This window comes from Bacillus sp. UNC41MFS5 (assembly GCF_000686805.1).
Window position 1 is genome coordinate 1,071,877 of record NZ_KK366017.1, and the last position, 24,887, is coordinate 1,096,763.

A 24,887-nucleotide genomic window follows, 5' to 3' on the forward strand; every position below is an offset into this window, starting at 1 on the left:
TGGATATGTAATGATTAGAGGTTGAAAATCTGATCGATTTTTGCCCTTTTTTTGTGGCCAAAAAAAGAGGACAACCTGAGTAATAGGAAGTCCTCATTCATAATTAAACTTAGTCATTAATGCATTGGATTCATCGCTGAATGGTTGACGACAACTCGGCGGATGAAGAAGGCCATGGCGAGACCGACCAGCGTCACGATCATTGCAAACAAGAACACATGCTGTGAGCCCGCCGTCATAGCATTAGCCACCTCGGTCTGCTGAGTCGGTGCAGAGGAGTCATGCAAATAGTTCTCCATTCCAGTCGTAAGAATGATGATTGCGATAGCTGTACCAATCGCACCTGCGACCTGCTGCAACGTGTTCATGACTGCTGTTCCGTGTGGGTATAGCTCAGGTGGCAGCTGGTTCAGGCCGTTGGTCTGTGCTGGCATCCACACCATGGAAATGCCGATCATTAATCCGATATGAAGGACGACGATAAAAGCGACAGATGATGTGGTCGATATGCTGGAGAAAAACCATAACGTTACCGCAACGACAACAAGTCCGGGAATAACGAGCCACTTCGGTCCATACTTATCGAATAAACGTCCCATCCGCGGTGATAAGATGCCGTTTAGCGCGCTGCCCGGCAACAGCATGAGCCCAGCAGTAAACGCTGACAGTTTCATACCATTTTGAAGAAACATTGGCAGAATAATCATGCTCGACAAAATGATCATCATACATGAGAGCACCATTAGTAATCCTACATTGTACATTGGATACTTGAAGACGCGCAGGTCCATCATCGGGTCGCTCATAGTCATCTGCCGTAGTGTGAACAAAACGAGCGCGATTAACCCGATAGCAATCGAAGTAATCACGACTGTGCTGGTCCAACCCTCGGATCCTTCTCCTGCTTTGCTGAAACCAAAGACAACCCCTCCGAAGCCGATGGTTGATAATACCACGGACAATAAGTCAATCCGAGGCTTTGTTACATCGGTGACATTTTCCAAATATTTCAGCCCTACCAACAGCCCAATAACCAAAAACGGCAGCGAGAGCCAGAAGATGTAGTGCCATGTAAAATATTCGATTAGGAGACCTGCAACAGTTGGGCCAGTTGCCGGCGCGAACATGATGACAAGTCCGACGAAGCCCATCGCGGCTCCACGCTTCTCGGGTGGATACACGACGAGGATCGTATTGAACATGAGCGGAATCAAAAGACCCATGCCTGCCGCCTGTAGAACGCGAGCAACCATAAGCATTTCAAAGTTGAACGCGAGCGCCGCAATGACTGTGCCGACAATAGAGCTCGCAAGCGAACCGATAAACAATTGCCTCGTTGTAAACCATTGTAGCAGCAGCCCCGTCATCGGCATTAGAATGCCGAGAGTAAGCAAAAATCCCGTCGTCAACCACTGTGCGGTTGCAGCCGAAATTTGAAACACATCCATTAAATTACTAATCGCAATGTTAAGTGCCGTCTCGCTGAACATACCAACAAAACCGCAAATGAGCAGCGAAGCCATGATGGCACGCGTGTTATATTGCTTCATTAACCATACCCCTTCTCTCTCTTGAAAAATTTCTATATACGTTCCTCTATAATCGGTCCGTTATTTGATACAATACATGTCAAAAATCTCCTAGTCAATAAATGAGTTTGTTGAATTTTTGTAACAAAAGTTACCGAATCATTTTATTGGAAAATATACTGCAAGTAACGAAATTTTTTCATTACCCAATACAAAAGATAAAAAAATCTTGTGTTAAATTATTAATCTTATCTTAGAAAGTAAAACAAAATCTTAGAAAAACTAGAGAGAGAATTAGGTCTTTTAGGATAATTAATTAAAGGGAATCCAAAATTCTATCAAATATAACCTTGGACTGTTTACGGAGATTGAATACAAAGAAGATAAATCTATTAAAATCTAAAAAGAAAATTGAACTCACTGGTATAGGGTTTACATTTTTCATAGTATCAATTGAATGTCATTAATTTTTTGACCCTGCTTTGAGTGACAGAAAAGGAGATCTTCCATTCCTCGTACAGAAATTAATTGAAATGCACTAAAAGAGTCAAAAGGAAACAAAACCAAGGCTGCTAAAAAGCTCGGCATCGCTAGGTCAACTTTATATGAAAAGATGTATCAGTATCAATTACTTTAAGGTTCCATATATCATAGTGTTAGAATGTATCTCGTTCTATTTTAGCAGTTACAAGCAATGAGTCTCCCTTTTTCAAGGGAGACTTTTATTATCCATTAGCTTACATGAACTTTATTAGATTCATCTTTGGCATTGTTTTCATAGTGATAGGCATTTTTTATAGGTACCATTAATAGGGCGGCAGCTGCAATCAAACCAGGAATGGCAAAGGCGATAAAGTTTAATTGAATTGGTAAAGAAATTGATAGTAGGAATCCTCCTAAAAGGGGGCCGAGCATACCGCCGGTTCTGCCGACTCCTGAAGCCATCCCTAATGCTGTAGATCTGATAGATGGCGGATAGTACTGGGAAACATAGGCCTGAACAATATTTTGTGCACCAATGGTTGCAGCACCGGCAATGGCTACTAACAGATATATTACTAACGTATTTCCTCCCAATCCTAGAAGTGTCAAAGCCACGGCTCCTGAGGCATACATCGGAACAAGCATTTTTTTGGAACCGTATTTATCACAAAGTCGTCCAATTATAAGTGTCCCAATAATGGCTCCCCCTTGGAGGGCAATGAGAAAGCCTAAGCTTGAATTTAATCCATATCCTGCTTCCATCATCAATTTTGGAAGCCAAGTATTCAAACCATAAACCATCAATAGACAACTGAAAAACGCTGTCCAAAACATAACCGTACTGAAGGCCCTATTCTCCTTAAATAATCCTATTATAGGGACCTTTGTTCCTTGTGTTTTTAAGTCTATAACCTCATCATCTTGACTAAAATGCGATTCTGGGCTTACTTTAGCAAGGGTTGTAATCAATTTTTCTTTTTTCCCTGTACGGATAAGATAGCTGGCTGTTTCAGGCAGCTGTTTATACATGATAGGCAATAATAATAGAGGAAGGCCCGCAAACCAGAAGATTGATTCCCATCCGAATGTTGGCATTAAGAAGATCCCTATCAAAGGAGCAAGAATTCCACCAACAGAATAACCACATAATACGATACTTACAATCATACTTCTCATCGTTTTAGGAGCATAATCAGTTAATAGTGCGATAACATTCGGCATGATTCCTCCCAAACCTAAGCCAGCTAAGAAACGAAAGGTTGAGAAAGTAGTAGGGGTTTCGGCAAAGCCGCAAAGGAATGTAAATAAACTGAACAGTACTAATGTTATAGCAACCACGTTCTTTCTGCCAATTCGGTCAGCCAAAGTACCGAAAAAGATTGCCCCAAACATCATCCCAAATAACCCATAGGTCCCGATTGCTCCTGCTTCCACCGATGATAGATTCCATTTTTCTATCAAGGTGGGTAAAACCGTTCCATAGACAACCAGATCATAACCATCAAACAAGATTATGAAAAAACTCCATAATAGTAACCCTAAATGAAAGCGGTTAAATTTGCTGTTTGCAATAACTTCGGTAGAATTAATCGTTGTCATTTTCTTATCCCCTTCAAAAATAAAATTAGATGATAACGCTTACGAAAATAGGAGAGAGTTCGCCTTTGTTATCGGTTAACACTAATTGCGATTTACATATAGTGAAATCTGTTCTCTATTTAGAAATTATAAACACTAGTGATTTCAATTTCAATAAAAGAATTATATTTTTCGGAATATTTATACTAAACAAGGAACATAGAACCATCAAACACACAAAAAAAAGCGGGGATTTTCCCGCTTCTTTTTGTTGGGCGACAGCACGGTTGCCCTAGAACGAGCTTAGTTTGTTGTACTGATTTCGGACAATTGAACAGTAGTGTAGCGATTTCGGACAAAAATCTTGGGGAAATTAAATGATTATTTTTCTGAATGTTGTAAAGGATAGCGTTTTCGATATTGGCATGCTTCTTGCGAGATTAGTAATTAAAGGCGGAAGCGGTGGTTGGACCCGTGCAGTAGCAATTATCGATTAAAGCGACTAATTATTGCTATGGGAATTTTCATTTAATAAAAAATAGGTTCCCCATTGCTAGGACCAATAAAGAGGGGATGAAGAAGAATATCCTCAAGGAAACATCACCGGTAAAAGTGTTACGTGATATTTCGGAAGATTCTGGAATTACAACCTCTGTATAAAGATCACATATAGGACAATCAATATTTGTAGAGTGAGTTTTTATAAAACTTACTCTATTTTTATTGATATGCAAGAAAACTATTGTAAAATTAAGAAAAGTGAAATTTACTTGGAGAAATTCAATTGACTAACATGAAATCAGCAATAATTGTTGGTGGTGGAATTGGCGGGCTTGTGACTGCCCTTAAACTTCACCGCGTTGGCGTGTCAGTGCGTGTATTTGAAAGTGTTGAAACTATTAGAGCACTTGGAGTTGGGATTAATCTGTTGCCCCATGCTGTTAGAGTTCTCACAGAATTAGGATTAGCAAATGAACTCGAACAAACGGGTTTGCCTACGGCAGAACTCATTTATGTAAATAAATTTGGCAAAAAAATATGGCAGGAGCCAAGAGGAATGAACGCAGGATACCGCTGGCCACAGTACTCAATCCATCGCGGACGCTTACAAATGCTTCTCTTAAAGGCAGTAAAAGAACAATTGGGAGAAAACGCAGTGTTAACTGGTCATCATTTGATTTCTTTTCAAACGGTAGGTAACAAAGTCGAGGCCAACTTTGAAAATCGCAAAACTGGAGTGCACGAGGGCTCTTACACTGCAGATGTGTTGATTGCGGCAGACGGAATCCATTCTGCCGTTCGGAAATTCTATTATCCAAATGAAGGGCTCCCTAAATTCAGCGGGCGGATTTTATGGCGGGGCCTAACTGAATCTTCTTCATTCTTAACAGGGAAATCGATGATTATGGCTGGCTATCAGGATCAAAAGTTTGTTGCCTATCCAGTTTGCCCTGAAACTGCTGCAAATGGAAAATCCCTTGTAAACTGGATTGCTGAGTTAACTGTAAGTGATGAAATGCCGTCACGTGCAGATTGGAACCGTAAAATCGACAAGAATAAATTTGCTCCTGCCTTTAAATCGTGGGATTTTGATTGGCTTTATATTCCGAAGTTAATTGAGGAAACTGACGATGTTTTTGAATTTCCAATGGTCGATCGCGATCCGCTTCCGCAATGGACCTTTGGCCGGATAACATTACTTGGAGATGCAGCACATCCCATGTATCCGATTGGTTCAAATGGTGCTTCTCAAGCAATTCTTGATGCAGATGCTTTAGGGAAAGCAATCGTTGAACAACCTACTCTTGAACAGGCTTTAAAGGTATATGAAGCTGAAAGGTTAGAGGCAACAGCTAGCATCGTGTTGGCTAATCGAAAAAATGGTCCAGAGGTCGTTATGCAAATCGTGGAAGACCGTGCACCCAACGGCTTTGAAAAATTAGAGGAAGTAATCTCCCAAAAAGAATTAGAGATAATCTCTAATAAGTATAAACAAATCGCTGGATTCGATCGTGAAAAATTGAACCGATTAAAAGAGGTTCAATAATGGTAGAACATATTGTCTTAATAAAACTTTTACCAAAAGCAACGGTGGAACAAAAAGAGGAACTGATACGCCGGACTTTACTATTAAAAAATATAATACCCGGCATTTTGGATATCCAGCAAGGCATCAATTTTTCAGATAGAAACAAAGGATATGAAATAGGATTAACCGTTCGCTTCAAGGACAGGGCCTCGCTAGAAAACTATGGCCCTCATCCTGCCCATCAGGAGATTTTTACCTATTTGAAGGAAATAGGATTGGAAGACATTATCATAGTTGATTTTGATGTGAAATAATTTAATTATAGTGAAACGCTTTAGAAAATTGACCTGTCTCCTATTGGGGACAGGTTTTTATTTTCTTTTTACAACTTAAGAATCTGAATGTTCTTTCTTATATTGTAATGGTGTATACCCTGAGGATTATTTAGAAACTCTACTAAATTAATTTTACTTTTCGTCGTGGCGTTAGGAAAAGGTAAATAAGAACAGTCCCTAAAATGAAGGACTTCTAAGTACCCTTATCCTTGAAAAAAATGAATAATTAGTTATCGGCTAATAATTTTATTATAAATAAAGAATGAAAAAAGAAGGATTACAGCATTTTATACTGTAGCCTTATTTGCACTTAATATTGTACTATTATAAATTCCTTTTATTTCCTAAATTTATATATGTATGAATGAGTTTCAAGAAGATTTATTAAATACTAGTTTACCTGTTTGATGTTTTAGAAACTTATGTTTAGGAAATGAACCGTTGCGCATTTGTTACATGAATCTAATATTGTTTTAATTTATTGATATAATAACAAAAAAAATAAATTATTTTAATTTTAAAAAAATATTGAAAAGTTAAAATAAATATTTTATACTTGGGTCAAATATTAGCGAAACGTTTAGATGAAAGGGAGTTGTTAATGAAAAATCCAAAAATTGCTGTAATTGGGGCAGGCTTAATGGGGACTGGAATTACCCAAGTAATTCTGGAAGCTGGATTCCATGTTTCATTGGTAGATGTAAGCGCTGTCCAGTTGGAAAATAGTAAAGGCAAAATATACTCATTATTAAATCGAAAAGTGGAAAAGGGCGAAATTGATAAGGAATATGTAAATAGCTGCATTGAGAGATTTACTACTTGCATTAATTTTGAAAGCGTTACCGAAGCTGAATTTGTAATAGAAGCTGTTCCTGAAAGATTAGAGTTAAAAAAAGAGGTATTTAAAAAAATAGACGAAGTGATCAATCCGAATGCGGTTCTCATTTCAAATACTTCCGGATTATCGATTTCAGATATAGCTTCAGTGACCAAACGGCCAGAACAAGTAATAGGAATGCATTTTTTCTTCCCGGTTCCTAAAATGGGGCTAGTAGAAATAATCAGAGGAGTTCTTACTTCCGATTTTGTATATGAAAAAGTAAAAAAACTTTCAGAACAAATTGGTAAGACGGCAGTTGAAGCCCCGAATTATCCAGGCTTTATAGTCAATCGTGTTCTGGTCCCTATGATTAATGAGGCAATTTACTGCGTAATGGAAGGGGCTAAACCTGAAGATGTAGATGCTGCCATGAAACTTGGAGCAAATCATCCTATGGGACCCATTCAATTAGCAGACTTTGTGGGATTAGATACTTTACTAGCAACGATGCAGGGTTTATATGAAGGATTCCGTGATTCCAAATACCGTCCTTGCCCATTGCTGATTAACTTAGTGGAAGGCGGGCAGTTGGGTCGAAAGACAGGGAGGGGTTTTTATACATATTAATAAAATTTTTTGAAAGTACATCTAAACGTTTAGTTAAACGATTAGATGGGAGGGACATTAGATGGCGACTATGAAGGATATCTCTAAGAAAGCAAATGTTTCGATAGCTACAGTATCCGCTGTGGTCAATCAATCGACTTATGTAAGTCCTGAACTAACTGAGAGAGTAAACAGAGCAATTGAAGAATTGAATTACAGGCCAAATGCTATCGCGCGAAGCCTAAAAATGAAAAGTACAAATACGGTTGGGGTGATCCTTTCCGATATTCTGAATCCATATTACCCCGCTATCGTAAAGGGTATGGATGATGTGGCTATTAAGAATAACTTTAGTGTCATCCTTTGTAATACTTCAAATGATAAAAGCCGCTTCCTGTCCTATTTAGATTTAATGGTAGATAAACGGGTAGATGGCCTTATTTTAGCTAATATTTCAAATCAGGAGGAATTACAGGAGGTTGAGAAAAGAAATCTTAATTTCGTTTTAGTAAATCGGAGACCGCCTGGATATAACACAAGCTATGTAGGTGTGAATAATCATCTAGCTATAGAATTAGCAGTTAATCATCTCGCATCTCTTGGATATAAACGGATTGCTTTTATTGGTGGAAACTCTGATCTTTCAACTTCTAAGGAAAGATTACAGGGTTTTGTACAAGGTATGATGCAAAACGGTTTACAGGTGACTAATAATCTAATTTTTGAAGGGGAGTATACGCAAGAATCAGGATATGCAAGTGTCATAAAAATGTTGAAGCAATTGAAGGAGTTACCGGAGGCAATCTGTGCAGCAAGTGATTTAATTGCATTTGGGATTATTAAGGCATTAAGAGAAAAAGGCATCCGAGTTCCTGAAGATATCGCTGTAATTGGTAATGATAACAATAATTTTTCAGAAGACTTTCTTGTTCCGCTATCAACAGTTAACCATCCTACCTATGAAATGGGCAAACTAGGAATGGGACTTTTGTTGCAGAGAGTCAATGAAGGAGAAAATCATTTCCCAAAACAAGTTATATTAACTCCATCTCTTATTATAAGAGAAAGTTGTAATACTTTTTCGAAGAAGAATCATCAGACTATAAGTTAACCTTGTAAGAAAAACATAAAAATACACATGATTAAAGGAGGAGAAAAGAATGAAAGAAGTTGTAATCGTGGGCAGTGCTCGTACAGCAATCGGCACCATGGGGGGTGCTTTAAAAGATATCCATGCAGCAGACTTAGGGGCTATAGCGATAAAAGAAGCTTTGAAAAGATCAAATGTCAGTCCTGAGTTGGTTGAAGATGTAATTGTCGGCTGCGTAGGACAGGTAGCCGAAAGTGCCTTTATCGGAAGGATGTGTGCTTTACGAGCAGGAATTCCAGCACAAAGTAATGCGTATACAGTCAATCGACTATGTGGCTCAGGGCTGCAAGCCATTAATACGGCGGCTCAAGCAATTCGATCAGGAGAAAATGAAATTATCGTTGCTGCTGGAACAGAGAACATGAATCTTCTACCATATTATGTTCGCAAAGGAAGGTATGGGTACCGTTTTGGCCATGCACAATTGGAAGACGGACTGCTTACCGCATTAACGGATCCTTTTGGAAATTATCCGATGGGAGTTACAGCAGAAAAAGTCAGCGAACGATTTAAAATAACTCGTGAAGAGCAGGATCAATTTGCATTCGAGAGCCAGGAGAAAGCAGCAGCAGCAATTGAGTCTGGAAAATTTAAAGATGAAATTGTGCCGGTTGAAATACCCCAACGAAGAGGAGAACCAAAATTCTTCGATACTGATGAACATCCACGAAAGACTACCTATGAAAAATTGTCATCTCTAAAACCAGCTTTCCAGGAAAAAGGAACAGTTACAGCTGGGAATTCCTCAGGTATTAATGATGGAGCTGCTGCTGTCGTAATGATGAGCGCAGAAAAGGCGAAAGAACTCGGATTAACCCCCCTTGCATTTGTTAGGGAACAGGCAGTAGCCGGTGTTGAGCCAGAAATTATGGGATTTGCCCCAGCTCCAGCAGTTAAAAAAGTTCTCCAAAAATCAGGCTTAACCCTAGATGATATTGATTTATTAGAAATTAATGAAGCCTTTGCAGCTCAGGCAGTCGCGGTCATTAAAGACTTAGAGGTAGATCCTCTAAAAGTTAACGTCAATGGTGGAGCAATAGCTCTTGGCCATCCGATTGGTGCATCAGGATGTATTTTAACAGTTAAACTGCTAAATGAAATGAAGCGTAAAGGATCGAAATACGGGATCGTCACCATGTGTATAGGTGGAGGTCAGGGTATCGCAACTATTTTTGAAAGTTACTCAAAATAGATTAGTTGACCAAGTTACGACCATTTATCACTATTGCAAAGTTGAGTAAGTTTTTACTAGAAGGGAAAAGTTTTCTTAAGATTCTCTCCTAGTAAAACAGTCTCGATTTCTAAAATGAAAATTATCAAACTAGGAGGAGTGAAACATTTTGATCGATTTAACAGGGAAATCAGCGATTGTAACAGGATCAGGGAGAGGCATTGGAAAAGGTATTGCCACCAAATTAGCCGAATTGGGTGCATCTGTTACCATTTGCGATATCAGTGAAGAAATAGCTTCAGAAACTGCTAATGAACTTAGTGAAAAAGGGTTGGATGTCGATTTCTATACGCTTAATGTAGCTGATACCGAAGACGCCCGTGAATTTATTGCGAAGGTAATAGAAAAAAGAGGCAAACTCGACATCCTTGTGAACAACGCAGGAATCAACCGAGACGGAGTACTTCATAAAATGGAGAGGAAACAATGGGATGACGTTATTTCAGTAAATTTGACAGGGACCTTTAACATGATGCAGCCGGCCAGTATACATATGAGAGAGCAAAACTCCGGCCGGATTATCAACATTGCTTCTGCTAGCTGGCTAGGTAACTTTGGACAAGCGAATTATGCAGCTTCAAAAGCAGGTGTTGTTGGACTAACAAAGACAGCTGCCCGTGAGCTTGGTAAATATGATGTCACCGTCAATGCGATTTGCCCTGGATTCATTGATACGGATATGACCAGAGGTGTTCCAGAAAAGGTATGGGATATTATGGTTTCCAAAATCGCAATGGGACGTGCCGGAAAGCCTGAAGATGTTGCAAATACAATTGCCTTCCTTGCCTCAGATGCGGCTTCCTATATTACAGGAGAAGTGATCAATGTTGGAGGTGGTATGGTACTTTGACAAGAAAAGTTAAAGTTTCGTCGGCTGCTGAAGTCGCCCAAAGCATTAAAGACAACAGTGTAGTGTTAACTACAGGTTTTAGTTTGATTGGTGTAGCAGAGGAAATCTATCAAAAAATTGAAGAGAACTTTCTTGCGAACGGCTCTCCTAAGGATTTGACATTTGTTCATTCGGCAGGCCAGAGCGATACCATTAGAGGAATGGAGCATCTAGCCCATCCTGGCCTGCTTAAGAGAATCATCGGTTCTCATTGGGGGCTATCGCCAAGGTTAGAGGCCTTGATAACAAATAATGAAATAGAAGCATTTTGCTTGCCTATGGGGCAAATGATTTCCATGTATAAAGCGGCTGCATCCGGTAAGCCAGGTATTTTGTCACAAATTGGTCTTGGCACTTTTGTTGATCCTAGGATAGAAGGCGGAAAGATGAATCGAAAAGCCATCAACAGTCAGGAAAATTTGGTCCAATATTTCAAAATGGGAGATGAAGACTATCTTTTTTATCCTAGCATAGCCTTTGACTTGTATATTGGACGGGGAACTACGGCAGATGAGGCTGGCAATATTACAATGGAAGATGAGGCAGGCAAATTAGAAGTAATATCAGCGGTTCAGGCAGTAAGGGCGAGCGGAGGAAGAGTGATTTTTCAAGTTAAGAGAGTAGTAGAAAGAAATACTTTAAACCCTAAAGAGGTTATTATTCCTGGGATTTTCGTAGATGAAATCGTTGTTAGTGAAAATCCTTATGAAAATCATCGAATGACATCTTCTGCTTTTTATCACCCAGGCTACGTGGGAAGGCTGAAAGAACCATTAATACGGTCAAGTGAGATGTTAAGACTTCAGACAAAGAAATTGATTGGCAGAAGGGCTGTAATGGAACTGACTGAAGGAGATATTGTAAATCTAGGTGTCGGAATACCTGGTGATTCAGTTGGAGCAATTATAGAAGAAGAAGATATGGCCAAGCAGATTTCCTTATCCGTTGAACTTGGAACAATCGGCGGGATTACAGTCGGTGGAGGTGATTTTGGAATTACGAAAAACGCCGAAGCGATTATCGAAAATTCCCAGAAGTTCGATTATTATACCGGGTGCGGTGTTGATGTTACGTTTATGGGTGCTGCAGAAATAGATAGAGATGGAAATGTTAATGTGAGCAAGTTTGGACCTCGCAGTCCTGGTTGCGGAGGATTTATCGATATTACGCAGGCGGCAAAGAAATTAGTATTCTGTTTTACATTCACATCTGGTGGCCTTCAAATTGATGTGGAGAAAGGTGAGGTTCGAATCTCCAAAGAAGGAAGGCATAAGAAATTTGTAGATCATGTTGAACAGATAACTTTTAATGGGAAATATGCTGCAAACCGTAATCAGCAAGTCCTTTTCGTTACAGAAAGAGCGGTCTTTACCTTAAGTGAAAAAGGTCTGGTACTTACAGAGGTTGCACCAGGTATCGATCTTGAAAAAGATATTTTATCTCAAATGGAATTTATACCGACGATTTCTCCAGACCTTAGAATTATGGATCCGTCTCTCTATGTAAATGGGATTATTCACCTGTCTGATTTTATTAATAGAAATAAAAACACTTTAGAAAGTAAATAAAACATTTAGATAAGGGGAGATCATAGTCTTGAAAAAATTAATGAAAATATTTACTGCGATTACACTTTCAAGTGCATTAATTCTTGGTTTAGCTGGATGTGGAAGTAAAGAAACTGGTTCAAATAATGGCGATGGAAAAAACGGTAAAGAAGTGGTTGTTGGTGTTCTTTATCCTACTTCTGGAAGCTTGGCCCGCTTAGGAGGCGCAGCATTGAAAGCAGTCGAATTAGCAGTAGAGGATATTAATGCGGCGGGAGGAATCAAATCGCTCGGAGGAGCGAAAATCAAACTAGAGGCGGTCGATCCGGGTGAAAAGCCGGAATCTGCAAAATCTGCGACAGAGCGTCTCATTCAAAATAAAAAAGTATCCGCCATTACAGGGGATTATTCAAGCTCACTTTCCCTTGTCACTTCAGAGGTGGCAGAACGTGCTAAGATTCCATTTGTAACCGCTTCCGTTGCGGATAAATTAACTTCCCGTGGTATGAAATATCTGTTCCAGGTATCTCCTAAAGGCTCGATGTTCGGAGAAACTCAAGTGAAATTCGCAAAAGAATATCTTGTCGGCAAGCTTGGAAAAAAACCGAAGGTAGCCATCGTTTTTGAAGAAACAAGCTACGGAACATCAACATCTGAAGGATTGAAAAAGACAGCGGAAGACCTAGGATTAGAAGTGGCTTTGTTTGAACCATATCAGGCTAATTTTGCAGACGCTTCTCCTCTTGTGAACAAAATTAAATCTTCTGGAGCCGAAATATTGTTCCCAGTTTCTTATTTACAGGATGCTATTCTAATTCAGAAAACGATTAAACAGTTTGGGTTGGATATCACCACAGTTGGCGGTGGAGCAGGTTACTTAATGCCTGAGTTTTACAAGGAGCTGGGAGAAGACGGGGAAGGTGTAGTATCTGTTGCTTCCTGGAACCGTGATATAAACAAAAAAGGTGTAGAAGATATTGACAAACGTTATGCAGAAAAGAATGGAGAGTTTATAACGGAACACTCAGGGGAGGCATATTCCGCAATGTGGACAATTGCGCATGCTATTGAAAAAGCCGGATCAAGTGACCCAGAGAAAATTAAGGAAGCTCTATCTAAATTGAAATTAGAAGAAGGTGCTCAAGGAAATATCATGCCAGGCGGCAACATTCAACTTGATAAAACAGGATGGAATAAGAATGTTCATCCGGTTATTATCCAATGGCAAGATGCGAAACCGGTTACAATCTATCCAAAAGAAGATGCAAAGGTAGAATATAAAAACTAATCATGGGGAAGGAGTATGAAAATGAATATTCCTTCCTTTCTTCCTACTATTATTAATAAAATACGAGACATCGGCGGTGAAATAATGGATTTATTATTGCAGGTACTTATTAATGGGCTATTAATCGGTGGGATTTACGCACTGATCAGTATTGGTTTAACACTCCTATTTGGAGTTGTGGATATTGTAAATTTTGCACATGGTGAATTTGTTATGCTCGGTATGTATGCCTCTTATTGGACATGGGTATATACAGGTGCGGATCCAATATACACTTTAATCGTTTCTATTTCAGGCATGTTCATTGTTGGAGTAATTACCCAAAAATACTTATTTTCACACATTATGAAAGCTCCAGCTCTTACTCAGATTTTTTTAACGGTTGGACTTCAGCTTGTCTTACAAAATGGTGCACTAATGATATTTGGTTCAAGCACACGTTCCATAAATTTTAGTTGGAGAGAGGAAACATTGAAATTTGCTGGGGTAGTAGTTCCTGTCAACATGTTGGTTGCTTTCGGCCTTTCTCTTATATTAGCGGGCATTCTATTTGTTTTCTTATCGAAGACCGATATCGGCAAGGCGATGAAAGCTGCTAAATTGGATCGGGAAACGGCAATGCTAATGGGAATTAACACAAATAAGATTTTTTACATTGCAGCAGGAATTGCAGCTGCACTGACAGGAGCAGCAGGAACAGCTATAAGTACCTTTCAGTACATCCAGCCTTTGGCAGGAGCTCATTTTGGGCTAATGGCCTATATAGTAGTAATACTAGGAGGATTGGGTAATCTTAAAGGAGCTTTTATTGGGGGGTTGATTCTTGGTATTGCCGAATCTTTCGGAATTCAATATATTAGTGCAAATTCAGGACTTCTTGCGGCCTTCATACTATTTCTAGTCGTACTGTTTATTAAGCCATCCGGATTATTTACCACGAAGGGGGCTGCATAAAAATGGGAATTCAAGCGGAAAAGGTCGTTACGGAGAAAGACCAAATGAATAAGACGCATACTCTGGGAGATAAAACTATTAGTCATTCAAAAAAAAATACCTTATTTAGCCATATTTCACAGCCCAAAATTTATGTTCCCCTATTCGGACTGTTATTTGTATGTGTTGCCCCTCTGACTGTGAATGAGTATTACCAGAATATCTTAAATTCAATCCTGCTGTTTGCCATTGCAGGAGTATCCTGGAATATTTTTGGCGGATACGCACGCCAGGTATCTATCGGTCATGCCCTTTTCTTTGGAATCGGAGCCTACACTTCAACTATCTTGTTAACAAAGTATGGAATCAGCCCCTGGATTGGAATGTTTGTGGGTGGAATAATCTCTGTAGTAGTTGGCTACATAATGGGAATGGGACTAATGCGATTAAGGGGTCATTATTTTGCGATTGCCACCATCGTATTCTCACAGGTCGCCCTTCTGCTGGTAACAAAGTATCGTGGATTTACTGGCGGAGCGGAAGGCCTCTCGGTACCATTCGCAGAATCTTTTGGGATGCTTCAGTTCTCTAGTAAGCTGCCTTATTTCTATATTTTCCTGGCTTTCTTAGTGGTGATTCTCTTGTTAGTACGAAAAATTGAAAACTCACGTCTGGGTTATTACATGATTGCAATGGGCCAGGATGATCAAGCAGCAAAAGCAATAGGGATCAATATTCCAAGGGTAAAACATATCGCATTAGCCATAAGTGCGTTTACCATGTCAATGGTAGGAACCTTATATGCTCAGTATATGTATTTTATCGAACCAAAGGCTGTTTTTGATGTTCCTTTGTCTGTAGAATTTGCCATGGTTTCAATTATTGGCGGGCTTGGTACGGTAATGGGGCCTGTTATTGGAGCAATCGTTATGAAGCCATTCATTGAAGTTGCCATTTCCATAACAAGTTTTCTGGGATTGGGTTCACTTGAAGGGATTAACTACTTTTTATACGGGATCATCTTAATCGTTGTCGTTATACTTATTCCTAATGGTTTAATCAGACCTATCTCAAAGGCCTATAATAGATTGCTTTCTGTCCTTCCAGGCGGAAAATCAAAATGGAGGGATAATCATAGATGAGTGAACAAATCTTAGAAGTTAAAAATATATCAAAACGGTTTCACGGGTTGCTTGCTGTTAACGATTTAAGTTTCCATATATATAAAGGTGAAATTTTAGGAGTTATCGGGCCCAATGGTGCCGGTAAATCAACAACGTTCAATCTAATTACAGGGGTTTATAAACCGGATACTGGTGAAGTTATTATGAATGGAGAGAAAATAACCGGCCTTTCATCAGATGAGATTTGTAAAAAAGGACTTAGCAGAACTTTTCAGGTAACTCGTCCTTTCGGTGATATGACAGTGTTGCAAAATGTAATGGTGGGGGCTTTCCTTAAGACCTCTCACTTTAATGAGGCGAAGAGGAAAGCGTTGGAAATGATTGAGTTTGTTGGGCTTGGGGAGAAAGCACATTCAGTTGCGCGCACTCTCTCCATCATCGATCAAAGGAGATTGGAATTTGCAAGAAGCCTGGCAACACAACCAAAATTACTCTTATTGGATGAGTGTCTAGCAGGTCTAAATAATCGTGAAGTTGAAGAAGCAATTGAGCTAATTTGGAAGGTAAAGGCATCAGGGATAACTCTGGTAGTTATCGAGCACGTAATGAAGGTCATTAATGCCATATCGGATCGTGTGGTGGTACTCAATTTTGGCTCAAAATTGCTAGAAGGTCTTCCAAAGGATGTAATGAGCAATCCGACTGTTGTTGAAGCCTATCTGGGAAAGGGGTTTGTGCAACATGCTTAATGTAAACAACCTACATGTTTCATATGGTGCAATTAAGGCTCTGCGAGGGGTTTCAATCGAGGTTAACCGTGGAGAATGTGTCGCGATTGTTGGCAGTAATGGGGCTGGAAAAACCACATTATTAAAAACGATTTGCGGTTTATTAACTCCAAATCAAGGAACTGTTGAACTAGACGGGAAACCGCTTGTCGGGAAAAAAGCCTATGATATTGCCAATCTCGCAGTTGCTCATGTGCCAGAAGGTCGTCGTGTTTTTACGGAAATGAGTGTATTAGATAATTTAATACTTGGTTCATATGTGAAAGAAGCGAAGGCTCATCGAAATGAAAGCCTTGATTATGTTTTTAGCTTGTTTCCCCGCTTAGCTGAACGCAAAAATCAACTTGCAGGAACAATGTCTGGCGGTGAACAGCAAATGCTTGCAGTCGCTAGAGGCTTAATGTTAAAGCCGAAATTAATAATTCTTGATGAGCCTTCTTCGGGCTTATCCCCGCTTATTGTGGAGCAAATGTATGAAAAGCTGGCAGAAATCCATAAAACAACAGATATGGCAATGCTTGTTGTTGAACAAAATGTTCCAATTGCTCTTTCTATTGCAAATAGGGGCTATGTTTTGGAAAATGGTTCAATTCACGTAGCTGGAACAAGCAATCAATTAATGGTAGATCCTGAGGTGAAAGCAGCTTATCTAGGATTCCATTAAGACTTAGGAAAGGTTTTGGTAGAGTGAGAGGAATTTATTTTGATGCCTTTGAAGTTGGAACTGTCTATAAAACTCCAACTAGAACAATGACCGAAACGGATGTAGTAATGTTTTCAGCAATGTCAGGAGATATGAATGAACTCCATACAAGTGAAGAGTTCTCCAAGCAAAGTCCTTTCGGGAAACGACTTGCACAGGGATTACTCGGTTTATCTATCTCCCACGGCTTAATGTTTCGACTGGGTATCTTTGACGGAACAGGAATTGCATTATTAGGTGTGGATAAATGGCAGTTTACAGCGCCAGTTTTTCTGGGAGATACGATCCACGCAGAAGTAGAAGTCCAGGAAAAGATTGAAAGCAAGAGCAAATCAGATCGTGGAGTTATCCGCTTCTTTGTCAGATTGGTTAATCAAGAGGGTGTTGTTACTCAACAAGGGATTCAAACACTTATGATAAAAAGAAAATGAAAAATATGAGGTGAAAATATGGATAAAGTAATGAAAGCTAAAGAGGTGCTGCCCCATCTGAAAGAAGGCGCAGTTCTGTCCACTGTAGGTTTCACGTTAATGGGAGCCTGCGGCACCATCTTAAATGAAATCGAAAAGAGTTTCCTTGAGACAGGTTATCCAAAAAATTTAACGCTCCTGCATGGTGCCGGTCAAAGTGACAGGATTAATGGTATACAACGCTTGGCCCATCCTGGGTTAGTGAAAAGAATTATTGGTTCACACTGGGGACTCGCTCCTAAATGGGGAGAAATGATTCACAAAAATGAAGTGGAAGCTTTTTGTCTTCCACAGGGACAGCTTGTCCATTTATTTCGTGCAATGGCTTCCGGTAAGCCAGGGAATTTTTCCAAGGTTGGAGTAGGCACGTTTGTCGATCCACGAATTGAAGGAGGTAAAATGAACGGAAGTGCTCATGCATGTGACGATATTGTGGAAGTTCTTTCTCTGCATGGTGAGGAGTATTTGTTCTATAAGAGTAATCCCATAGATGTGGCGATAATCCGCGGTACGACTGCGGATGAAAGAGGAAATATCACAATGGAAGAAGAAGCCATTAAATTAGAAGCCATCTCCGTTGCGCAGGCAGCAAAAAACAATGGGGGGAAAGTGTTTGCACAGGTAAAGTACCTAGCCAAAAGCGGAAGCCTCCACCCAAAGGATATTGTCGTTCCAGGTATATATGTTGACGGCATTATTATTTCGGAAAACCAGGAGGAAGATCATCGTCAAACAGCTTCATATTTCTTTGATCCTATATATTCAGGTGATTTAAAAATTCCTGAAGCCTCCAGTGATCCTTATCCTTTTAATATCCGGAAAATAATCGGTCGCCGTGCTGTCATGGAGCTATTCCCTAATGCTGTTGTCAACCTAGGTACAGGTATACCAGGTGATGTTATTGGTCCGATTGCTAACGAGGAAGGAATAAACAAAGCGATAACCTTAACCATTGAATCAGGTGTCATTGGCGGTATCCCGGAAGGCGGAACAGACTTCGGAATCACAAAGAACGCAGAAGCTATTATCGAACATTGCTATCAGTTTGATTACTACAATGGAAGCGGTGTGGATGTTACTTTTATGGGACTGGCGGAAGTTGATGCGGCAGGGAATGTAAACGTAAGTAAATTTGGTACTAAGACTGTTGGTTGCGGCGGTTTTATTGACATCACACAGCCAGCCAAAAAAGTGGTGTTTTGCGCCACATTTACAGCAGGTGGGCTTAAGGTCGATATTGAAGGCGGAACCCTTCGTGTTGTCCAGGAAGGAAGAACAAAGAAATTTATTGATGAAGTTAATCAGATCACCTTCAGTGGCCAATATGCTCGAAACATCGGCCAGAGGGTCATATTCGTGACGGAAAGAGCAGTATTTGAATTAAAAAAAGATGGATTGGTGCTTACGGAAATTGCACCAGGTATCGATCTTGAAATAGATATTCTCTCCCAAATGGATTTTAAGCCTATCATCGCAGCGGACTTAAAAGTGATGGATAGCAGGATCTTTAAAGAAGAGGTAATGGGGTTCGAAAATGAATTTTTTGGATTAGAAAAATTCCTTCTCCAAACAAGTAACTCACAGCTTAAGGGAGGGATTAAAGTTGGTTAACAGCACAGTTTCTATGATTAAAAATGTGACTGAAATTATCTGGGGAATGGGGGCGGTCAGTAATGTGGCCGCCATTCTTGAAAAGAATAAAGCGAAGAAAATATTGGTGGTCACTGATGCTGGAATCGCAAAATCAGGTGTTTTAGATCAAGTCACTGCTCAACTTACAGGAGTGGAATATTCTTTATTTAGTGAGGTTGAGCCTAATCCTTCCGTACAAACAGTTTTTAAAGCATTAGGGAAATGTAAGGAGCTAGAGGCGGATCTTATTATTGGCGTGGGAGGAGGCAGCCCCATTGATGTAGCGAAAGCAGTTGCTGTTGTTAATGCCAATGGCGGTTCGATTGTGGATTATGAAGGAATCGATACATTTACTACTCCTGCTACGCCTTTATTGGCGATTCCAACCACATCTGGCACAGGCAGTGAAGTTACTTCCTTTACAGTTATCACGGATACAGAACGCAATTATAAATTAACGGTCGGAGGGACTCTAGTATCTGCAAGATGGGCTATTGTAGACCCTCAACTTACAATAACTTTACCACCTGGAATAACAGCATCTACTGGAATTGATGCACTCGTTCACGCGATTGAATCTTATACTTCAAGAGCTTCTTTCCATTATTCCGAGGTTCTTGCCCTAGATGCTGTTTCCTTGATCAGCGGCAGTCTACGCAAGGCTTATTATCAAGGCGATGATCTAAAAGCAAGAGAAAACATGCTTCTCGGAAGCTTAACGGCTGCCCTTGCTTTTAATAATACCCGTCTAGGCAATGCCCATGCTATTAGTCACCCGTTAAGTGCTTTTTTTGGGATCCCACATGGAATCGCAAACGGTATTCTACTTCCTGCGATTATGGAATTTAACTTGCTTTCCTGTCCTGATAAATTTGCACGCATAACAGAAGCGATGGAGCCAGAAGTGAAGGGAAGTATCATGGAAAAGGCTAATGCGTCGATTCAGTTGGTCAAAAGATTAGTCAAAGATATCAAAATTCCGATTTCTATTTCTGAACTTGGTATCAACAAAGATGATTATGAAGCGGCAATTCCTTTTATGGCAAGAGATGCGATGAAAAGTGGAAACGTCCTTGTTAATCCAAGAAAAACAAATTTAGAAGATATTAATAATTTGTATCATGCTATCTATTAAAATGTGAAAGATCAAATCTTACATTTTTGAAGTCTGGCATAAAGGGGATAAAATTATGGCTGTGTTTAAGAATCCTGAAGAAATTGCTCAAAGCATTCCTGATGGAAGCACCATTGCTCTTGCCGGATTTGGGGGAATGGGGCAATGTGACAATATATTAAAGGGGATCCGTGACTCTTTCTTACGATCGGGACATCCTCGTGACTTAACGGTTTTCCATGCAGCTGGTCAGTCGGATAAATCGAATGGCATCGAATATATAGCAGAGGAAGGCTTGATTAGTCGTGTCATAGGTGGTCATTGGGGATTAGCTCCTAAAATGAAACTTCTTATTGAGGAAAATAAAATCGAAGCCTACTGTTTTCCACAGGGACAGCTTACACATTTGTTCAGGGCAATGGCCAGCGGTCTGCCCGGACAACTTTCAAGAATTGGGCTCGGCACCTTTGTAGACCCGAGGAAAGAAGGCGGGAAGTTTAACGAGCGTACGATGGGAAAAGAAGATCTTGTGAAACTTGTTACGATTGAAGAGGAAGAGTTTTTACTCTATAAATCTATCCCTTTTGACTTTGTCTTTATCAGGGGAACAACAGTCGATGAGGAAGGTAACTTAACATCTGAGGAAGAAGCACTAAAGCTTGAGGTGCTTTCAGCTGCTCAAGCGGCAAGAGCACATGGCGGGGTAGTTGTGGCTCAGGTAAAATACTTAGCAAGGAAAGAAACGTTGCACCCAAAAGATGTTGTGGTACCCGGATATCTTATAGATTATGTGAATGTTGTTGACAAACCAGAAAATGATCACAGGCAGATCCCTAGTACAGCATATCATCCAGTTTTTAGTGGCAATACACGGGTCCCATCGCGAAGGCTGGAAAATCTTCCATTGAGTATACGGAAAATAATTGGAAGAAGAGCTGTCCAAGAAATGCCAGCATTTTCTGTAGCGAATATAGGAATTGGGATTCCAGGTGATGTTATTGGGCCGATTCTTCATGAAGAGCAACTTCAATCCGGTGTTGTGCTTACACTTGAGTCCGGAGTCATAGGCGGAATCCCCCTAGGAGCAAATCAATTTGGGATTGCTCAAAATGCCACGGCCATTATAGACCATGAATACTTGTTTGATTATTACCATGGAACAGGGGTAGATATCACTTTTATGGGTGCCGCAGAAGTGGATCGGCTGGGCAATGTGAATGTGAGCAAGTTCGGTAATCGAATAACAGGTTGTGGCGGCTTTATCGATATAACCCAACCTGCAAAAAAAGTCGTTTTCTGCACCACATTTACTGGAGGCGGTTTTCACGCTGAAATAATTGATGGCCGGCTAAACATTGTAAAAGAAGGGAATATAAAAAAATTCAAAGCTGAAGTAAACCAAATTACGTTTAGCGGTGAATATGCTTCAAAACTCCATAAAGAAATTATCTATGTTACCGAAAGAGCTGTATTTGAATTGACAACGGACGGACTTGTTTTAAAAGAAATTGCCCCAGGAATAGATTTAGAAAAGGATGTTTTAGCTCAAATGGAATTTATGCCAACCATCCACCAGAATCTAAAGGTGATGGACATGAAAATTTTCGGTAAAGAAAGAATGTCATTTAAAACTCGTTAATTTTGAAAACAAATGGTTTCAAATAAAATTAGGAGGAAACTAGCGTGGAGATAACAGTTAGTTTAATTGATTTAGACGAATTAAAAATGTTTGTGAATGGCGAATGGATATCGGGTAATGGAAAAACATTCGCTGTCACGAATCCGTCTACGGGCAAAGTTGTCGCCCTTGTTCCGAATGGCGGACGACAAGAGACGAAACTAGCTATAGCAGCCGCCGAAGATGCATTTAAATCTTGGTCAAAGTTAACAGCCAATGAACGTGCAAAATACTTATTAAAATTACGGGATCTAATGCATGAACATAAGGACCAGCTTGCAGAAATTATGAGTTTAGAAATGGGAAAACCATTCACTGAAGCACAGGGAGAAGTAGTATATGCTGCTAGTTTCTTAGAATGGTTTGCCGAGGAAGGCCGCAGGATTTATGGCGAAACCATTCCTGCATCTGCTGCTCATAAAAGATTAATGGTCATTCGTCAGCCAGTGGGCGTGGTTGCGGCTATTACGCCTTGGAATTTCCCATTGGCTATGATGACCAGGAAATTAGGACCTGCGATGGCAGCCGGTTGTACTGGAATTGTAAAGCCTGCAAAACAATCACCTATCAGTGCAATAGCATTCTGTAAATTGGTTGAATTAGCGGGTATACCCCGTGGAGTAGTCAATGTCGTAACAGGCGATGCCGAGCCTATTTCAGATGAGATATTCGAAAATCCAGTGGTACGAAAAATTTCTTTCACTGGATCTACTGACATAGGAAAATTACTTGTTTCTAAATCTGCGAACCAATTAAAGCGATTATCACTAGAGCTTGGTGGTCATGCGCCTTTCATTGTTTTTGAAGATGCTGATTTAGAGGCTGCTGCTGCAGGTGCAGTTGCTAGCAAATTTAGAAATACAGGACAGACGTGTGTTTGTGCGAATCGAATCTATGTTCAAAAGTCCGTAATTGATAGATTCTCTGAAATTTTCGTGGAGAAAGTTCAATCTCTAAAGGTCGGAAATAGCATTCAGCCGAATGTTCAAGTAGGACCGCTAGTAAGCCTTGCTGGTCTTGTAAAGGTAGAGGAACACGTGGAGGATGCCATAAGTAAAGGGGCAAGAATTCTTTGTGGTGGACAAAGGCTTGGAGGAGACTTGTCTGATGGTTTATTCTATGAACCTACCGTTATCTCTGAAGTTAATACAGACATGCTTATAACGAATGAGGAAACTTTCGGTCCTGTTGCTCCCATTATTCCATTTGAAACAGAGGAAGAAGTAATTCAGCATGCAAACAATACAGTTTATGGTTTAGCTGCCTATTTTTATACACAAAACATTGGTCGTGCAATCAGAGTTTCTGAGGCTTTAGAATTTGGCATCATCGGCATGAATGATGCCGTACCCGCAGTACCTCAAGCGCCGTTTGGAGGATTTAAAGAGAGTGGGATTGGCCGGGAAGGCGGACATCAGGGCTTGGACGAATACTTAGAAGACAAATTTATATCAATGAGTTTTTAGGAGAAAAAAATAGAGTAAAGGCATGGGAGCCTTTACTCTATTAGCTATCATATTAACTAAATTAACTCTAAATAAAAGAGGGATAATCGTGTATGATTTTACAATAGTAGGCGGTGGGATCGTTGGTTTATCCACGGGGATGGCTTTAAGTCGATATTATCCCAAGGCGAAAATTCTAATTTTAGAAAAAGAAAAAGTTTGGGCTAGTCATCAGACTGGACACAATAGTGGAGTTATTCACTCTGGAATCTATTATAAACCAGGCAGTTATAAAGCCAGATTTGCACGTGAAGGAAGTCAGGCTATGGTTAATTTTTGTAAAACTTATAATATTCAGCATGAAATTTGCGGCAAAGTCATTGTTGCGACAAAACCGGCAGAACTTCCTTTATTAGAAAATCTATTTCAACGTGGATTACAAAATGGCCTAAATATAAAAAAAATTGGGCCTAGTGAACTTAAAGAAATTGAACCACACGTCAACGGGTTGGCAGCTATTCGTGTCGCTAATGCAGGGATTGTCAATTATAAACAGGTTGCAGGAGCCTTTGCTTCCATTATTGAGAAAAATGGTGGTGAATTACTTCTTAATACTAAGGTAGAGAACATTGTGAATAAGGCAGATGGAATAGAAGTTGAGAGTAATCGTGGTTCATTTAGGACTCATTTTTTGATCAATTGTGCTGGACTTCAGAGTGACCGAATGGCGAAACTGGAAAAAGTAGAAACAGATATAAAAATTATCCCGTTTCGTGGGGAATATTATGAACTGAAACCTGAAAAGCGGTGCCTTGTAAAAAATCTTATATATCCCGTTCCAAATCCTAATTTTCCCTTTTTAGGCGTGCATTTTACACGTATGATTGACGGTAGAGTGGATGCAGGACCTAATGCAGTTCTTAGCTTAAAAAGAGAAGGCTATTTTAAGACTGATTTTGCTATGCAAGATTTTATAGAAGTCATGACCTACCCAGGATTTTGGAAAATTGCATCAAAATACTGGAAAAATGGTTTAGAAGAAATGGTTCGGTCCTTTAGTAAATCAGCTTTCGTCAGGAGTCTTCAGCAACTCATCCCGGAAATCAGTGCTTCAGATTTAGAGACGGCCCCTGCTGGTGTAAGAGCTCAAGCATTAAAATCAGATGGAACGCTGGTGGATGATTTTCATATTGTTTCTGGTAGAAATTCGATTCACGTATGTAATGCACCATCGCCTGCGGCTACTGCATCTATTCAAATAGGTAATGCAATAGTTGCAAAAATAAGTGAGCAGTTTCCTCGGGCAGAACAATTAGCATATGAATCTCCTGGAGAATATAGAAATTAAAAGAAATGATATCGTTCCACTTACAAACATTATTGAAGATTGCTTATAAATTTCCATTGAGTTCTTAGATAAAGCAATGAAACTCGCAAAAGAAATGAGTTATGAACATGAACTTGTTGTAGGAGGACTGTGTCTTGAATATAATACGTTCCTGTCGCTTTTTATTA

General features: G+C 39.8%; 20 protein-coding genes and 1 pseudogene. 19 read left to right on the forward strand and 2 right to left on the reverse strand.

All coding sequences use genetic code 11. From position 1 onward, the window contains the following. Positions 1–116 precede the first annotated feature (116 nt). Positions 117–1,550: a DHA2 family efflux MFS transporter permease subunit gene (locus BR30_RS0121510; RefSeq protein ID WP_026566791.1), complete on the reverse strand. Its 1,434-nt coding sequence runs from the start codon at positions 1,548–1,550 to the stop codon at positions 117–119. 523 nt (positions 1,551–2,073) lie between these two features. On the opposite strand from BR30_RS0121510, the pseudogene BR30_RS36135 reads away from it, so the two are divergent. Continuing rightward, positions 2,074–2,166 (forward strand): annotated as a pseudogene (locus BR30_RS36135) (helix-turn-helix domain-containing protein); the annotation flags it as partial. 95 nt (positions 2,167–2,261) lie between these two features. Here BR30_RS36135 and BR30_RS0121515 read toward each other — a convergent pair. Continuing rightward, the gene (locus tag BR30_RS0121515; RefSeq protein WP_026566792.1) at positions 2,262–3,611 is read right to left on the reverse strand and encodes an MFS transporter; all 1,350 of its coding nucleotides are present in this window, start codon (positions 3,609–3,611) and stop codon (positions 2,262–2,264) included. Between the two features lie 772 nt (positions 3,612–4,383). Between BR30_RS0121515 and BR30_RS0121525 the strand changes: the two genes are divergently transcribed. The 18 genes from BR30_RS0121525 (at position 4,384) to lhgO (ending at position 24,720) form a co-directional block, all read left to right on the forward strand. Continuing rightward, positions 4,384–5,637 (forward strand): flavin-dependent oxidoreductase, encoded by a 1,254-nt coding sequence (locus BR30_RS0121525; protein WP_026566793.1) that lies wholly within the window; start codon positions 4,384–4,386, stop codon positions 5,635–5,637. Beyond that, positions 5,637–5,933: a Dabb family protein gene (locus BR30_RS0121530; protein WP_026566794.1), complete on the forward strand. Its 297-nt coding sequence runs from the start codon at positions 5,637–5,639 to the stop codon at positions 5,931–5,933. The genes BR30_RS0121525 and BR30_RS0121530 overlap by 1 nt, the downstream gene beginning before the upstream one ends. A gap of 622 nt (positions 5,934–6,555) precedes the next feature. Beyond that, the gene (locus BR30_RS0121535) at positions 6,556–7,401 is read left to right on the forward strand and encodes a 3-hydroxyacyl-CoA dehydrogenase family protein (RefSeq protein WP_026566795.1); all 846 of its coding nucleotides are present in this window, start codon (positions 6,556–6,558) and stop codon (positions 7,399–7,401) included. A gap of 61 nt (positions 7,402–7,462) precedes the next feature. Then, positions 7,463–8,491 carry a LacI family DNA-binding transcriptional regulator gene (locus BR30_RS0121540; protein ID WP_026566796.1) on the forward strand — a complete coding sequence of 343 codons (1,029 nt, stop codon included), beginning with the start codon at positions 7,463–7,465 and terminating at the stop codon, positions 8,489–8,491. A 49-nt stretch (positions 8,492–8,540) separates the two neighbouring features. Next, entirely contained in the window at positions 8,541–9,722 is a 1,182-nt protein-coding gene (locus tag BR30_RS0121545) for a thiolase family protein (protein WP_026566797.1), read from the forward strand. A gap of 148 nt (positions 9,723–9,870) precedes the next feature. Continuing rightward, entirely contained in the window at positions 9,871–10,611 is a 741-nt protein-coding gene (fabG, locus tag BR30_RS0121550; RefSeq protein WP_155928756.1) for a 3-oxoacyl-ACP reductase FabG, read from the forward strand. Further along, entirely contained in the window at positions 10,608–12,218 is a 1,611-nt protein-coding gene (locus tag BR30_RS0121555; RefSeq protein WP_026566799.1) for an acyl CoA:acetate/3-ketoacid CoA transferase, read from the forward strand. The genes fabG and BR30_RS0121555 overlap by 4 nt, the downstream gene beginning before the upstream one ends. A gap of 28 nt (positions 12,219–12,246) precedes the next feature. Then, the gene (locus tag BR30_RS34230) at positions 12,247–13,485 is read left to right on the forward strand and encodes an ABC transporter substrate-binding protein (RefSeq protein WP_051633718.1); all 1,239 of its coding nucleotides are present in this window, start codon (positions 12,247–12,249) and stop codon (positions 13,483–13,485) included. Positions 13,486–13,500: 15 nt separating this feature from the next. Next, positions 13,501–14,439, forward strand: a complete 939-nt coding sequence (locus BR30_RS0121565) for a branched-chain amino acid ABC transporter permease (RefSeq protein WP_081825531.1) — start codon at positions 13,501–13,503, stop codon at positions 14,437–14,439. A gap of 2 nt (positions 14,440–14,441) precedes the next feature. Continuing rightward, the gene (locus BR30_RS0121570) at positions 14,442–15,560 is read left to right on the forward strand and encodes a branched-chain amino acid ABC transporter permease (RefSeq protein WP_051633719.1); all 1,119 of its coding nucleotides are present in this window, start codon (positions 14,442–14,444) and stop codon (positions 15,558–15,560) included. Next, positions 15,557–16,291, forward strand: coding sequence for an ABC transporter ATP-binding protein (locus BR30_RS0121575; protein ID WP_026566802.1), 735 nt, complete (start codon positions 15,557–15,559; stop codon positions 16,289–16,291). The genes BR30_RS0121570 and BR30_RS0121575 overlap by 4 nt, the downstream gene beginning before the upstream one ends. Continuing rightward, a complete protein-coding gene (locus BR30_RS0121580) occupies positions 16,284–16,994 on the forward strand; it encodes an ABC transporter ATP-binding protein (RefSeq protein WP_026566803.1) in 711 nt (236 codons plus the stop codon). The genes BR30_RS0121575 and BR30_RS0121580 overlap by 8 nt, the downstream gene beginning before the upstream one ends. 23 nt (positions 16,995–17,017) lie before the next feature. Further along, positions 17,018–17,464, forward strand: coding sequence for a MaoC/PaaZ C-terminal domain-containing protein (locus BR30_RS0121585; protein ID WP_026566804.1), 447 nt, complete (start codon positions 17,018–17,020; stop codon positions 17,462–17,464). An 18-nt stretch (positions 17,465–17,482) separates the two neighbouring features. Continuing rightward, positions 17,483–19,114, forward strand: a complete 1,632-nt coding sequence (locus BR30_RS34235) for an acyl CoA:acetate/3-ketoacid CoA transferase (protein ID WP_051633720.1) — start codon at positions 17,483–17,485, stop codon at positions 19,112–19,114. Then, entirely contained in the window at positions 19,107–20,270 is a 1,164-nt protein-coding gene (locus BR30_RS0121595; protein ID WP_026566805.1) for an iron-containing alcohol dehydrogenase, read from the forward strand. Before BR30_RS34235 ends, BR30_RS0121595 begins: the two co-directional genes overlap by 8 nt. Positions 20,271–20,325: 55 nt before the next feature. Next, a complete protein-coding gene (locus BR30_RS0121600; protein WP_035445781.1) occupies positions 20,326–21,888 on the forward strand; it encodes an acyl CoA:acetate/3-ketoacid CoA transferase in 1,563 nt (520 codons plus the stop codon). Between the two features lie 86 nt (positions 21,889–21,974). Then, positions 21,975–23,393, forward strand: a complete 1,419-nt coding sequence (locus tag BR30_RS0121605) for an NAD-dependent succinate-semialdehyde dehydrogenase (RefSeq protein ID WP_026566807.1) — start codon at positions 21,975–21,977, stop codon at positions 23,391–23,393. A gap of 88 nt (positions 23,394–23,481) precedes the next feature. Continuing rightward, positions 23,482–24,720, forward strand: a complete 1,239-nt coding sequence (gene lhgO, locus BR30_RS34240; protein ID WP_035445782.1) for an L-2-hydroxyglutarate oxidase — start codon at positions 23,482–23,484, stop codon at positions 24,718–24,720. Positions 24,721–24,887: the final 167 nt, after the last annotated feature.